The 12,523-nt window shown below is 71.5% G+C and carries 15 protein-coding genes and 1 pseudogene; 11 read left to right on the top strand and 5 right to left on the bottom strand.

Features of this window, described 5'->3' with window-relative positions; all coding sequences use genetic code 11:
- The 4 genes and pseudogenes from ACJ73U_RS37110 to ACJ73U_RS37095 form a co-directional block, all read left to right on the top strand.
- A pseudogene (locus tag ACJ73U_RS37110) lies at positions 1 to 1,045 on the top strand (hypothetical protein); the annotation flags it as partial.
- 20 nt (positions 1,046 to 1,065) lie between these two features.
- On the top strand, positions 1,066 to 1,854 hold the full coding sequence (locus tag ACJ73U_RS37105) for a purine-nucleoside phosphorylase (protein WP_407782435.1): 789 nt from the start codon (positions 1,066 to 1,068) through the stop codon (positions 1,852 to 1,854).
- Positions 1,851 to 3,470, top strand: coding sequence for a phospho-sugar mutase (locus ACJ73U_RS37100; RefSeq protein WP_407782434.1), 1,620 nt, complete (start codon positions 1,851 to 1,853; stop codon positions 3,468 to 3,470). The genes ACJ73U_RS37105 and ACJ73U_RS37100 overlap by 4 nt, the downstream gene beginning before the upstream one ends.
- 9 nt (positions 3,471 to 3,479) lie before the next feature.
- Positions 3,480 to 3,932 carry a flavodoxin family protein gene (locus tag ACJ73U_RS37095; protein WP_407782433.1) on the top strand — a complete coding sequence of 151 codons (453 nt, stop codon included), beginning with the start codon at positions 3,480 to 3,482 and terminating at the stop codon, positions 3,930 to 3,932.
- Positions 3,933 to 3,935: 3 nt separating this feature from the next.
- On the opposite strand, the gene ACJ73U_RS37090 is transcribed toward ACJ73U_RS37095, so the two are convergent.
- The 5 genes from ACJ73U_RS37090 to ACJ73U_RS37070 all read right to left on the bottom strand — a co-directional run bounded on the left by ACJ73U_RS37090 (position 3,936) and on the right by ACJ73U_RS37070 (position 6,576).
- Positions 3,936 to 4,328, bottom strand: coding sequence for a MerR family transcriptional regulator (locus ACJ73U_RS37090; RefSeq protein WP_407782432.1), 393 nt, complete (start codon positions 4,326 to 4,328; stop codon positions 3,936 to 3,938).
- A 40-nt stretch (positions 4,329 to 4,368) separates the two neighbouring features.
- Positions 4,369 to 4,758 carry a type II toxin-antitoxin system death-on-curing family toxin gene (locus ACJ73U_RS37085; RefSeq protein WP_407782431.1) on the bottom strand — a complete coding sequence of 130 codons (390 nt, stop codon included), beginning with the start codon at positions 4,756 to 4,758 and terminating at the stop codon, positions 4,369 to 4,371.
- 79 nt (positions 4,759 to 4,837) lie between these two features.
- Positions 4,838 to 5,044, bottom strand: a complete 207-nt coding sequence (locus ACJ73U_RS37080; protein WP_407782430.1) for a ribbon-helix-helix protein, CopG family — start codon at positions 5,042 to 5,044, stop codon at positions 4,838 to 4,840.
- Between the two features lie 40 nt (positions 5,045 to 5,084).
- Positions 5,085 to 5,708, bottom strand: a complete 624-nt coding sequence (gene upp, locus ACJ73U_RS37075; RefSeq protein WP_407782429.1) for a uracil phosphoribosyltransferase — start codon at positions 5,706 to 5,708, stop codon at positions 5,085 to 5,087.
- Between the two features lie 67 nt (positions 5,709 to 5,775).
- Complete coding sequence (locus ACJ73U_RS37070; protein WP_407782428.1) at positions 5,776 to 6,576, bottom strand: methyltransferase domain-containing protein; 801 nt, start codon at positions 6,574 to 6,576, stop codon at positions 5,776 to 5,778.
- Positions 6,577 to 6,599: 23 nt separating this feature from the next.
- Between ACJ73U_RS37070 and ACJ73U_RS37065 the strand changes: the two genes are divergently transcribed.
- The 7 genes from ACJ73U_RS37065 to ACJ73U_RS37035 form a co-directional block, all read left to right on the top strand.
- A complete protein-coding gene (locus tag ACJ73U_RS37065; RefSeq protein ID WP_407782427.1) occupies positions 6,600 to 7,262 on the top strand; it encodes a DUF1707 domain-containing protein in 663 nt (220 codons plus the stop codon).
- Between the two features lie 62 nt (positions 7,263 to 7,324).
- Positions 7,325 to 8,293, top strand: a complete 969-nt coding sequence (deoC, locus tag ACJ73U_RS37060; RefSeq protein ID WP_407782426.1) for a deoxyribose-phosphate aldolase — start codon at positions 7,325 to 7,327, stop codon at positions 8,291 to 8,293.
- Positions 8,290 to 9,723, top strand: a complete 1,434-nt coding sequence (locus ACJ73U_RS37055) for an aldehyde dehydrogenase family protein (protein ID WP_407782436.1) — start codon at positions 8,290 to 8,292, stop codon at positions 9,721 to 9,723. Before deoC ends, ACJ73U_RS37055 begins: the two co-directional genes overlap by 4 nt.
- Positions 9,716 to 10,582 (top strand): aldehyde dehydrogenase family protein, encoded by an 867-nt coding sequence (locus ACJ73U_RS37050; protein ID WP_407782425.1) that lies wholly within the window; start codon positions 9,716 to 9,718, stop codon positions 10,580 to 10,582. Before ACJ73U_RS37055 ends, ACJ73U_RS37050 begins: the two co-directional genes overlap by 8 nt.
- A gap of 68 nt (positions 10,583 to 10,650) precedes the next feature.
- Complete coding sequence (locus tag ACJ73U_RS37045; protein WP_407782424.1) at positions 10,651 to 11,010, top strand: hypothetical protein; 360 nt, start codon at positions 10,651 to 10,653, stop codon at positions 11,008 to 11,010.
- The gene (locus ACJ73U_RS37040; protein WP_407782423.1) at positions 11,007 to 12,116 is read left to right on the top strand and encodes a C40 family peptidase; all 1,110 of its coding nucleotides are present in this window, start codon (positions 11,007 to 11,009) and stop codon (positions 12,114 to 12,116) included. Before ACJ73U_RS37045 ends, ACJ73U_RS37040 begins: the two co-directional genes overlap by 4 nt.
- Positions 12,117 to 12,197: 81 nt before the next feature.
- Positions 12,198 to 12,523, top strand: a 326-nt coding sequence (locus tag ACJ73U_RS37035; protein WP_407782422.1) for a YbaB/EbfC family nucleoid-associated protein, incomplete at its 3' end; no start/stop codon positions are given.

Here is a 12,523-nt window from a genome sequence, read left to right as displayed (position 1 = left end):
CGACGACGAGCTGGCCCGTGTGCACCAGGCCGCCGCGGCCGCCGAGGAGGCACGCGGCGCGGACCGCACCAACGACGACCGCACCAACGACGACCGGACCGACTCGCCGAGCCGGTCCGACGAGCGGGCCGAGGACGACTCCGCGCCGCTCGCCGCCGACCCCGGACCGCTGCCCTCGTCGCTGGCCGGCGACCCGGGTCCCGTGCCGACCGGCTCCACACCGCCCGCCCCGGCCCCCGGCTCCTCCGCGCCGCCGGGCGCCAGCTCCTCCTCGCTCGCGTCGGCGCCCGGCCCACTGCCGTTCGACATGACCGCCCGCACCGAGGTCAGGCCGGCGGTGCGAGGCGCGCTGGCGACCGCGATCGTGGCGTTCCTCGCCGTGCTGTTCTTCTTCGCCGCCGCGGGTGGCGGTTTCGCGCTGTCGCGGTACGTCGGTGGCGAGCCGCTGCTGCCGCCGTCCCAGCGGCCGGCCACCTCGGCCAGCCAGCCGTCGGGCGACAAGTCCGTGAAGGTCATCCCCAGGACCGGCAGCGCGGCGGCCCTCAAGGGTGACCAGGGTGGCGGCTTCTCGGTCCCGGTGCCGGAGGGCTGGGTGCAGTTCGTCGAGCAGGTCCCCGACGAGGACTTCGTGAGCCGCGTCCGCGTGTACTACGTGTCGCCGGACGGCACGCAGGTGCTGACCGTGGAGCGGCTGCCCAGCTACTACCCCGGGCACAACATCGAGGCCTACGTGAAACAGCTGGAGTCGCACGCGCCGGACGTGACGATCAAGGAAGTGTACAAGGGGAAGGCCCCGGACATTCCGGGCAACGGGGTGGCGGCGAAGGACACCGCACTGGATCTGGACTACCGCGCCACCATCAGCGCCAAGGAGCTGGCCCCGGACGACCCGGCCGCCCGCGACCTGAACCGGGAGACGTTCGCCCGCCTGCTGCCGCACGGGAACGAGCTGTGGGTGGTGTCGGTGACCGTGCCTGTCGACCAGGAGTCCACCGGCCAGCACCTGTCCAAGGAGATCATCGGGGAGTTCCAGGTCGCGGAGTGAGCCCAACTAAGCTCGCCGGCGTGACTCAGGACCTCGCCGTGGACGCGGCCGCACTCATCGCCAAGCAGACCGGCGTCGAATCGCACGACGTCGCGGTCGTGCTCGGGTCCGGCTGGCGTCCGGCCGCCGACGAGCTGGGCGCGGCTGAGTTCGAGCTGCCGGTGGCCGACCTGCCGGGCTTCAGCGCGCCGACCGTCGCCGGGCACGGCGGCACGCTGCGGTCGGTGCGGGTCGGCGACAAGCGGGTGCTGGTCCTGCTCGGCCGCACCCACCTCTACGAGGGCCAGGGCGTCGGCGCGGTCGTGCACGGCGTGCGGACCGCCGCCGCGGCCGGCTGCCGCACGGTCGTGCTCACGAACGCCGCGGGCTGCCTGCGGGACGGCGTCGCCGTCGGCCAACCGGTCCTGATCAGCGACCACCTGAACCTGACCGCCACGTCACCGCTGTTGGGCGCCTCGTTCGTCGACCTCACCGACCTGTACTCGCCGCGGCTGCGCGCCCTGGCCCGCGAGATCGACCCGACGCTGGTCGAGGGCGTGTACGCGGGGCTGCCGGGCCCGCACTTCGAGACGCCCGCCGAGATCCGCATGCTGCGGGTGCTGGGCGCCGACCTGGTCGGCATGTCGACGGTCCTGGAGGCGATCGCCGCGCGGGCGGCCGGGGTCGAGGTGTTCGGCCTGTCCCTGGTGACGAACCTGGCGGCAGGGGTGACGGGCGAGCCGCTTAACCACGAGGAGGTCCTCGAGGCCGGTCGGGCCGCCGCGTCCCGCATGGGCGTGCTGCTGCGTGCGCTGGTGGAGCGCGCGTGACCCTGTCCTCCGAGCTGCGGGACCGCGCGTTCCGTTGGATCGCCGACGATCCCGACACGGCGACGCGCACCGAGCTGCAGCAGATCACGGCCAGGGCCATGGGTGGCGACCCGGCCGCGATCGCTGAGCTGACCGACCGCATGAACGGCACGCTGGCGTTCGGCACCGCCGGCCTGCGCGGCCCGGTGCGTGCCGGGTCGAACGGCATGAACCGCGCGGTGGTCGTCCGTGCCACGCACGGCGTCGCCGAGTGGCTGAAGCACACGGGGCACGCGGGCGGCGTGGTCGTCGTCGGCCGCGACGCCCGGCACGGCTCGGCGGAGTTCGCGAAGGCGGCCGCCGAGGTCCTGACGGCCGCGGGCTTCGCCGTGCGCACGATGCCCGGCCCGCTGCCGACCCCGATGACGGCGTTCCACGTGCGTGCGCTGGACGCGGTCGCGGGTATCCAGATCACCGCGTCACACAACCCGCCGGCGGACAACGGCTACAAGGTCTACGCGGCCGACGGCGCCCAGATCGTGCCCCCGGACGACGGCCTGATCGAGACGGCGATCCGGTCGGCGCCGCCGGCCCTGTCGGTGCCGGTGTCGCCGGGTGCGCTGCCGGTGGACGACGTCGCCGGCTACCTGGCGCGGGTCGCGTCGCTGCCGCGCGGGACCGCGCGGGACCTGCGCGTGGTGCTGACGCCGATGCACGGGGTGGGTGGTTCGACCGCGCTGGAAGCGTTGCGGGCGGCCGGTTTCACCGACGTCCGGCTGGTCCCGGCGCAGGCGGAGCCGGACCCCGACTTCCCGACGGTCGCGTTCCCCAACCCCGAGGAGCCGGGCGCGGCGGACCTGCTGCTCGCCTTAGCGTCCGAAGTGGACGCGGACCTGGCCATCGCGCTCGACCCCGACGCGGACCGGTGCGCGCTGGGCGTGCGGGACGCGGCCGGCTGGCGCATGCTCCGCGGCGACGAGACGGGTGTGCTGCTGGGCAACCACGTGCTGTCCACGGTGGCCAGGTCGAACCCGTTGGTGGCCTCCACGGTCGTGTCGTCGTCGATGCTGTCGCTCATCGCGGCCGCGCACGGCGCCCGGCACGTCGAGACGCTGACGGGCTTCAAGTGGCTGATGCGTGCCGGCGAGGGCCTGGTCTTCGCGTACGAGGAGGCGCTGGGCCTGTCGGTGGACCCGGACTTCGTGCGGGACAAGGACGGCATCTCCGCGGCAGTCCTGGCCTGCGACCTGGCGGCTTCCCTGAAGGCGGCGGGCCGCACGCTGCTCGACGTCCTGGACGACCTGTCGGTGGCCCACGGTGTGCACCTGACCGACCAGATCTCCCTGCGCTTCGAGGACGTGTCGGCGATGGCCCCACTGGTGTTCGGCCTGCGGTCCGCGCCGCCCGCGACGCTGGCGGGCGTGCCGGTGACACAGGACAACCCGGCCCCGGACATCGTGCGGCTGCGCGGGGAGGGCGTGCGCGTGGTCGTCCGCCCGTCGGGCACCGAACCAAAGGTGAAGGCGTACCTGGAGGTGGTGTCACCGGTGACCGCGGAGCTGGCCCCGGCCCGCGCCGCCGCGGAGGCCCGACTGTCCGCCCTGCGCGACGAGGTACGGGGACTGCTGAAGGCGTAGGTTCCGGCCGTGCCCACACTGTTGATCGTGCACCACACGCCGTCCCCGTCCTGTCAGGCGATGTTCGAGGCGGTGGTGGCGGGCGCGACCGACCCCGAGATCGAGGGGGTCGAGGTGGTCCGACGGCCCGCGCTGGCGGCCACGGTCCCGGACGCCCTGGCGGCGGACGGGTACATCCTCGGCACCCCGGCGAACCTCGGGATGATGTCGGGTGCCTTGAAGGTGTTCTTCGACCTCGCGTACTACCCGTGCCTGGACGCGACGCGCGGCCGGCCGTTCGGCCTGTACGTGCACGGCAACAGCGACACGACCGGCGCGGTTCGCGGCATCGAGGCGATCACCACCGGGCTCGGCTGGGAGAAGGTGACCGGGGTGGTGTCGGTGACCGGTGAGCCGAGCAAACAGGACCTGCGGGCGTGCTGGGCGCTGGGCGCCACCGTCGCGGCAGGTCTGATGCCGTGAGGGTCAGGCCGTGGCCGCGTGTTCCTCGGTGACGATGTTGCGCTCGCACTGCTCGTAGTTGGCGATCTTGTAGTTCAGCACGTTCAGGCAGGAGTTCAGCTCGGCGATGCGGCTGAGCACCTCGGCCCGCTGCTCCATGAGGATCTGCTTGCGCCGCCCCGCGCTGGCCACGCCCTGGTGCCGCAGCTTCGCGTACTCCCGCATCATCCGGATGGGCATGCCGGTCATGCGCAGCTTGGTCAGGAACTCCAACCAGGTGAGGTCGTCGTCGGAGTAGGCGCGGCGGCCGCCGGCGTCGCGGGCCGGTGGGTCGATGAGCTGGATGCGCTCGTAGTAACGGAGTGTGTCGATCGACAGCCCACTGCGATGGGCTGCCTCGGCGATCGCGTAAGTCACGTCATCGACCGTAAGAGCTGGAGCGCGCTCCAGGTCAAGCTCAGAGGTCGCTCTCTTTCGGGTGCGCCCAGCCCTCGAGGTGCTCGGCCATCTCCGGTACGGAGACGTTCCCGCGCCCGACCTCGCGGACCAGCTCCAGCGCCTCGTCCTCGTCGGCGTCGACCCACCAGCCGTTCATGTCGCAGATGGTCACGGCGGCCACCCAGCCCAGCCGCCAGTTTCCCTCGACCAGGGGGCGGGTGCACACGATCGAGTCGAGAAGCGCGGCCGCCTTCAACCACAGCGTGTCGTACGCCTGCACGCCGAGCACGGTCGCGCGGGGCCGGTGCGCGGCAGCGTCGAGCAGCCCGAGATCCCGCACGACCAGATCACCACCGGTGACGGCAGCGGCGAGCACGAGAAGGTCGCTGGCGTCCAAGTACATGATCACCGCAGGATCATGTCAGACGGCACCGACAGTTTTCGTCAAGTTACGGATTGCAAGTCCGGGAATTCCGCAACGATCAGTTTCAGGTGGTCCCGAAGCGTTCCAGCAGCCCCTGGTAGCGCGGCAGAACCCGGGACAGCACCTCACCCAGCTGCTGTTCCTTCTGCAACCGCGCCCAGCGATCGGCCAGCGCCAGTCTCATGATCTCCTGCTTCGAGCGGCCCTCCATCTCGGCCAGCTCGGAGAGATGAGTGTTTTCCTCGTCGGTCAGCCGCAGAGTCATCGCCATGCGATCGACGGTACCATTCTGATACCAAAGATCGGTAGCGTCACACCGCGCCGTACTGCCGGTCACCAGCGTCGCCCAACCCGGGCACGATGTAGCCCGAGTCGTTCAGCCGCTCGTCGATCGCCGCCGTGACCAGGCGCACCGGCAGGCCCGACTCGGCCAGGTGCTTGATGCCCTCGGGCGCCGCCAGCGCGCACACCGCGGTCACGTCCGTCGCGCCGCGGTCGGTGAGCAGCCGGATCGTGTACTGCATCGACCCGCCCGTCGCGAGCATCGGGTCCAGCACGAACACCGGCCGCCCGGCCAGGTCGGCCGGCAGCGACTCCATGTACGGCGTCGGTTCGAGGGTCTCCTCGTTGCGGGCCAGGCCGACGAACCCCATCTGCGCCTCGGGGATCAGCTTGTGCGCCTGGTCGGCCATGCCCAGCCCGGCCCGCAGCACCGGCACCAGCAGCGGCGGGTTCGCCAGCCAGTACCCCTCGGTGCGCGCGACCGGCGTGTGGATGCGCTCCGTGCGCACCGGGGCCTCCCGCATCGCCTCGTAGATCAGCATGACCGTCAGCTCGTGCAGCGCCGCGCGGAACACGGCGTTGTCGGTGCGGGCGTCCCGCATGACGGTCAACCGCGACTTGGCGAGCGGGTGATCGACGGTCAGCACATCCATGAGGCGCAACCGTACCTGTGTCGAACGGGTCGCTCCGCGAAGGAGCCGCCGCCCTCGCGCTCCGCTCCTACCGGTGCGCGAGCACCGCGAACATCGTCACCGACATGTGGAAGTCACCGCTCTCCGCGGCGACCGCCAGGTCCGCGAGGAACTGCGCACAGCCCTCGGCGTCGATCATCCCGCGGTCCACGGCCATCCGGCCGAGCATCCGCACCAGCGGCCCGGTCGCCGCCGACGGGGACTGGACCAGCGCCTGCGACCCGATGTCGTCGACGACGAGCCCGGCCCGCTTGACGTGCCCGGCCAGCCGCCGCGCCGCGAACGGGTTCGCGATGCCGCCACGCATGGCCTCGGTGACCACCGCCGCGATGTCCGGATCACCCGGATGAATGATCGCCGTGCCCCAGTCGGTGTCGGTGATCGCCACGCGGCCACCCGGGCGCAGCACCCGCGCGATCTCCCTGGTCGCCCGGTCGGGGTCCTCGAGGTGCTGGAACAGGCGCTCACAGGTCACCACGTCCAGCGAACCGTCCGGAAAGGGCAGGTCATAGGCGGTGCCGGGGACGAACTTCGCCCGCGGCGCACGCCGGGCCGCCTCGGCACGCATTCCCTCGTTGGGGTCGAGCCCGATGGCCTCGCCGGTCTCGCCGACCGCCTCGGCCAGCAACCGTGCGTGCTCGCCCGTCCCCGAACCGATGTCGAGCACGCGCTCGCCGGGCTTCAAGCCGAGCACCGCGAGTGACCACGCACGTAACCGTGGAATGCCAGCCAACCCTGACTGGTGGTCCAGCGCGGCGATCTGCTTTTCCAGGTCTGCCCTGGCGAAGTCGTCGGTGGACAAATGGTCGTGCCGGGCACCGTCAGACATGTGCGCACGATAACCTCACTCGCGTGAGTGAACCTCCAGCCGTACCAGATCCGCGGGAGATGAGGGTCTCCAACACTGACCGCGAACGCGTGGCGCAGGTGTTGAACACCGCCATGGCGGAGGGGCGGCTGACGGTCAACGAGCTCGAGGAACGGCTCGACAAGGTCTATGCCGCGAAGACGTTCGGCGACCTGGAACCGCTGCTGCGCGACCTGCCGGTCGGCAACCAGGTGGTGCAGCTGCCGCTGGCCCCGCCCGCACCCGGCACGGCGCCGGTGCCCATGCCGGCGCCGGTCAACCGGATCGGCGGCCGGGGCACGTCCACCGGCGCCGTCGCGATCATGTCCGGCACGGACCGCAAGGGCCTCTGGACGGTGCCGCCGACGTTCACCTCGTTCGCGCTGATGGGCGGCATCGAGATCGATCTCACGGACGCCCGGTTCGAGGAGGCCGAGACGACGATCCAGGCCTTCGCGTTCATGGGCGGCATCGAGATCTACGTGCCGGAGGACATCACGGTGCAGGTCAACGGCGTCGGCTTCATGGGCGCGTTCGAGAACCACGCCCGCAACCAGGGGCAGCCGGTCCCCGGCGCGCCGCTCGTGAAGATCACCGGCCTCGCGGTGTGGGGCGGCGTCGACGTCAAGCACCGCAAGCGCAAGAACCGCCCCGAGCTGACGGACTGACGACCGTCATCCCGGGAGGCGTTCGGGGTGCTGTGTCGGTCCCGCCGCCTAGACTCGGGCGCATGGCAGCACCCTCAACGGCGAGTGCCGGGTCACCACCCGCGCTCGCCGACGCGACCAGGGACGAGTCGTCCCTCAAGCGGTTCCTCCACGGCCTCCCCGGCGTCGACCAGGTCGGCGTCGAGCAGCGGGCGGCCGGGCTGGCCACCCGCAGCATCAAGAAGGCCGCCAAGCTCTGGGCCATCGACACCGCGATCAGCATGGTCGACCTGACCACGCTGGAGGGCGCCGACACCCCGGGCAAGATCCGCTCGCTCTGCGCCAAGGCGCGCCGCCCCGACCCGGAGCGGCCCGAGGTGCCCAGGGTCGCCGCCGTCTGCGTGTACCCGGACATGGTCGAGACGGCCGCGAAGGAGCTGCAGGGCACCGGCATCGACATCGCCAGTGTCGCCACCGCCTTCCCCAGCGGCCGGTCGTCGATCAAGGTCAAGATCGCCGACACCGAGCTGGCCGTCGAGAGCGGCGCCACCGAGGTCGACATGGTCATCGACCGGGGCGCGTTCCTGTCCGGGCAGTACGGCAGGGTCTTCGACGAGATCGTCACCATCAGGCAGGCCTGCGGCGGCGCCCACCTCAAGGTCATCCTGGAGACCGGCGAGCTGACCACCTACGACAACGTCCGCCGCGCCTCCTGGCTCGCGCTGCTGGCCGGCGGCGACTTCATCAAGACCTCGACCGGCAAGGTCAGCCCGGCCGCCACGCTGCCCGTCACCCACGTGATGCTCCAGGCCGTCCGCGACTGGCACACCCAGACCGGCGAGCACCGCGGCGTCAAGCCGGCCGGCGGCATCCGCACGACCAAGGACGCCGTCCGGTACCTGGTCGCGGTGCACGAGGTCGCCGGGGAGGACTGGCTGACCAACAGGCTTTTCCGCTTCGGCGCGTCCAGCCTGCTCAACGACCTGCTCATGCAGCGCCGCGCCCAGCTCGACGGCCACTACAGCGGCCCTGACTACGTGACGGTGGACTGAACATGTGGGAGTACGCCCCGGCACCCGAGTCCCGGGACATCGCGAACCTCAAGCCCAGCTACCGGATGTTCGTCGACGGTGAGTTCGTCGAGGGCGCCGGTGAGCCGCTCAAGACGGTCAACCCGGCCACCGAGGAGGTGTTGGCCGAGGTCAGCACGGCCAGCAGGGAGGACGTCGACCGCGCGGTCAAGGCCGCCCGCCGCGCCTACGACCGGGTCTGGGGCCGCATGCCGGGCGCCGAGCGCGCCAAGTACATCTACCGCATCGCCCGCGTGATCGCCGAGCGCGCGCGTGAGCTGGCCGTGCTGGAGAGCCTGGACAACGGCAAGCCGATCAGGGAGTCCCGGGACGTCGACGTGCCGACCGCCTCGGCGCACTTCTTCTACCACGCGGGCTGGGCCGACAAGCTCGCCTACGCGGGCCTCGGCCCCGACCCCAGACCCCTGGGTGTGGCCGGCCAGGTCATCCCGTGGAACTTCCCGCTGCTGATGGCCGCCTGGAAGATCGCGCCGGCCCTGGCCTGCGGCAACACGGTCGTACTGAAGCCGGCGGAGACCACGCCGCTGACCGCGCTGGTGCTGGCCGAGATCATCCAGCAGGCGGAGCTGCCCCCGGGCGTGGTCAACATCCTGCCCGGCGCCGGCGACGTCGGTGCCGAGCTGGTCGGCCACCCGGGTGTGGACAAGGTGGCCTTCACGGGCTCGACCGAGGTCGGCAAGCTCATCCAGCGCACGCTCGCCGGCCGCGGGAAGAAGCTCACGCTCGAGCTGGGTGGCAAGGCCGCCAACGTCGTGTTCGACGACGCCCCGCTCGACCAGGCCGTCGAGGGCATCGTCAACGGCATCTTCTTCAACCAGGGCCACGTCTGCTGCGCCGGCTCGCGTCTGCTGGTGCAGGAGTCGGTCGCCGACGAGCTGGTCGAGAAGCTGCACGCGCGGATCTCGACCCTGCGCGTCGGCGACCCGCTCGACAAGAACACGGACGTCGGTGCCATCAACTCGCGCGAGCAGCTCACGAGGATCACGTCTCTGGTCGAGGTGGGTGAGCAGGAGGGCGCCGAGAAGTGGGTGAGCCCGTGTCCGTTGCCGGACAAGGGTTTCTTCTTCGCGCCGACCGTGTTCTCCGGCGTCAGCCAGGCCATGCGGATCGCCCGCGAGGAGATCTTCGGACCCGTGCTGTCGGTCCTGACGTACCGCACGCCCGACGAGGCCGTCGCCAAGGCCAACAACACGCCGTACGGGCTGTCCGCGGGCATCTGGACCGAGAAGGGCTCGCGCATCCTCTGGATGGCGGGCAAGCTCCGCGCCGGTGTGGTGTGGGCCAACACGTTCAACCGGTTCGACCCGACCGCGCCGTTCGGCGGCTACCAGGAGTCCGGCTTCGGCCGCGAGGGTGGCCGCGCGGGACTGGAGGCATACCTCGATGTCTGACCGTCTCTCGGTCGCCAAGACCTACAAGCTCTACATCGGCGGTGCGTTCCCGCGTTCGGAATCGGGCCGCTCGTACCCGGTGAAGGACGGCAAGGGCGGCTTCCTCGCCAACGCCGCGCAGGGCTCGCGCAAGGACATCCGCGAGGCCGTCGTGGCGGCCCGCAAGGCGTTCGGCGGCTGGTCCGGCGCGACCGCGTACAACCGCGGCCAGGTGCTGTACCGGGTGGCTGAGCTGCTGGAGGGCCGACGCGAGCAGTTCATCGCCGAGACCGCGGCCAGCGAAGGGATCGCGACCAAGAAGGCACAGTCCACAGTGGACGCCGCGATCGACAGGTGGGTCTGGTACGCGGGCTGGACGGACAAGGTGTCGTCGGTGCTCGGCGCGGCCAACCCCGTCGCCGGCCCGTACTTCTCCTTCTCGGTACCCGAGCCGACCGGCGTGGTCGGTGTGCTCGCGCCGCAGTCGTCGTCGTTGCTGGGCCTGGTGAGCGTGGTCGCGCCGGTGGTCGCGACCGGCAACACGGCGGTCGTGGTGGCCGCGCAGGACCGGCCGCTGCCGGCGATCACGCTGTCCGAGGTGCTGGCGACCTCCGACGTGCCGGGTGGCGTCGTCAACATCATCACCGGCCGGACCGCCGAGCTGGCCCCGTGGCTCGCCTCACACGCCGACGTCAACGCACTCGACCTCACCGGCGCCCCCGAGTCGCTGCGGACCGAGCTGGAGGCCGCCGCGGCGCAGACGGTCAAGCGGGTCGTGCGGGCCAGGGCGACCGAGCCGGACTGGGCCGCGCAGCCGGACGTGTCGAGGCTGCGTGCGTTCCTGGAGATGAAGACGGTGTGGCATCCGACGGGTGTCTAGATGTACGGATTCACCGCGCGGCCCCACTGGTTTGACCTACTCTTTGCCATGAGCAGGGAGGGATACGGATGACAAAGCACGAGCCACCGCTACCGCCACCGCCGCCCGGCTACGACGCGGACGAGACCGCGTTCGCGAGCTTCACCAGGGGGCACCGGCCGCTCGCCGACGACCTGCACACCGTGACGCGCACGAACCTAGGCGCGCACACGACGCTGGACGACCACGCGTTCTCCCGCGTGGGCAACGACGTCGGGCTGTCCGCGGCCATCCGCAACGCCTCCCAGAGCCAGCTCGACCGGGTCCACGGCCTCGCCGGCAGGACCGACGACATGGCCGACGCGGTCGACCACACGTGGACGAACTACCGCGAGCTCGAGGACGAACACGACCGCAGGCTGCGCCGAGCGCTGGGTGAGAGCACATGAGCACCGTCGTCCCGCTGGTCACCCCCCTCGTCCAGCCCGCGGCCGACGCGCAGCGCCAGCTCGCCACCGACGACGGCGCGGTGTACGACGTCGGCCAGGCGCACGGGAACGTGCGGACCGCGCTGTACACCTACCAGACCGACTCGGGCACGCAGAACCGCGAGCTGCGGGAGGGCTGGACGGGCGGCTCCGCCGACCGCCAGGCCGCCGACGCCACCGGGATGACCAACACCGCCAAGGACATCAGCGAGTACAGCGCGCAGGTCCAGTCCGCGGTGCAGGAGGCGGCCGGCATCCTGAAGGTCGGCCAGAACAGCAACCAGCAGCTGATCGACAACTTCATGGACAAGGCGGCCGAGCTGCTGTCGGCCGCGTCGGCGCTGCGGGCCGCCGGTGACAACGCCGGCGCGCAGGCCAAGATCTCCGAGCTGATCCGCCTCGGCGCCCAGGTCAGCGGCGAGAGCAGCACGAACCTCGAAGCCGTGATGGCCCAGCTCACCGGGGTCGTCGACAAGCTCGACAGCAGCGGCGCGACCACCCCGGCCAACGCCGACGGCGGCGGCAACCCGCCGCCCGCCGCGTACAACTCCGGCGGCGGCAGCAGCCACGGCGGAGGCGGCGGAGGCGGCGGCTACCACGGCGGCGGTGGTGGCGGCGCGGTCGCCACCAAGAAGCGCCTCCCGGTCGCGATCCCGCCGCAGCCGGGCACGGGCGTGGCGATCAACCTGCCGGGCGGCGGCACGGTCATGGCCCCGAACGAGACGGCGGCGAAGGCGGTCCGGGCCGCGCTGACGCAGCTGGGCGTGCCGTACGTGTGGGGCGGCACCGCACCGGGCGTCGGCCTGGACTGCAGTGGTCTGACCCAGTACGCGTACCACGAGGCGGGCCTGGACATCCCCCGCACGTCGGGCGAGCAGGACATCGGCGCCGAGGTCCCCTCCGCGGACCAGCTGATGCCGGGCGACCTGATCTGCTGGGAAGGCCACGTGGCCATGTACATCGGCGACGGCCAGATGATCGAGGCCGGCGACCCGGTGGAGATCAGCCCCCTGCGCACGACCAACATGGGCATGCCGTTCGTCGGCTTCTACCGCCCGACGGGATGACCCGGCTCCTCGAGTACTGGCGCACGTGCCGGACCTTTCCGGCACACTGATAGCCGGTAGTGGGGATGGGGAGGCGGACTGGTGGAAGTCGACATCGACCACGAGATGGCGGTGTTGGACCGCAAGGTCACGCATGCCGACGACCAGGCGCAGGCCCAGGTCACGCGGGTCGGGAGGATCAGCGGGCGGGCCGCGTCACCCGACGGCGGGATCGAGGTCGAGGTGGCGCCCGGCGGCCTGCTCACCGGCCTGACACTGTCCCCGGCGGCGCTGTCGGGCGACATGGAGACCCTGGCCCGCAACATCGTCTCGCTCGCCGACCGGGCCACGCGCCGCGCCGGCAGCAACATGTACAAGGCGCTCTCGCCGGTGCTCGGCGAACGTGGTGAGAAACATCTGGAGTCGCT

Origin of the sequence: Actinophytocola sp. (assembly GCF_045807065.1) — a bacterium.
In the GTDB taxonomy this organism is placed as follows: Bacteria; Actinomycetota; Actinomycetes; order Mycobacteriales; family Pseudonocardiaceae; genus Actinophytocola.
Note: the sequence above shows the minus strand (reverse complement) of the source record. Positions and strands in the feature narration are given on the sequence as shown.

What these genes read in the sequence shown, in the direction of transcription:
- ACJ73U_RS37080 (WP_407782430.1), bottom strand. Translation starts at nt 5,044, where the DNA reads ATGGCGATGACTCTGCGGCTGACCGACGAGGAAAACACTCATCTCTCC.
- upp (WP_407782429.1), bottom strand. Translation starts at nt 5,708, where the DNA reads ATGGATGTGCTGACCGTCGATCACCCGCTCGCCAAGTCGCGGTTGACC.
- ACJ73U_RS37070 (WP_407782428.1), bottom strand. Translation starts at nt 6,576, where the DNA reads ATGTCTGACGGTGCCCGGCACGACCATTTGTCCACCGACGACTTCGCC.
- deoC (WP_407782426.1), top strand. Translation starts at nt 7,325, where the DNA reads ATGGCAGCACCCTCAACGGCGAGTGCCGGGTCACCACCCGCGCTCGCC.
- ACJ73U_RS37050 (WP_407782425.1), top strand. Translation starts at nt 9,716, where the DNA reads ATGTCTGACCGTCTCTCGGTCGCCAAGACCTACAAGCTCTACATCGGC.
- ACJ73U_RS37045 (WP_407782424.1), top strand. Translation starts at nt 10,651, where the DNA reads ATGACAAAGCACGAGCCACCGCTACCGCCACCGCCGCCCGGCTACGAC.
- ACJ73U_RS37040 (WP_407782423.1), top strand. Translation starts at nt 11,007, where the DNA reads ATGAGCACCGTCGTCCCGCTGGTCACCCCCCTCGTCCAGCCCGCGGCC.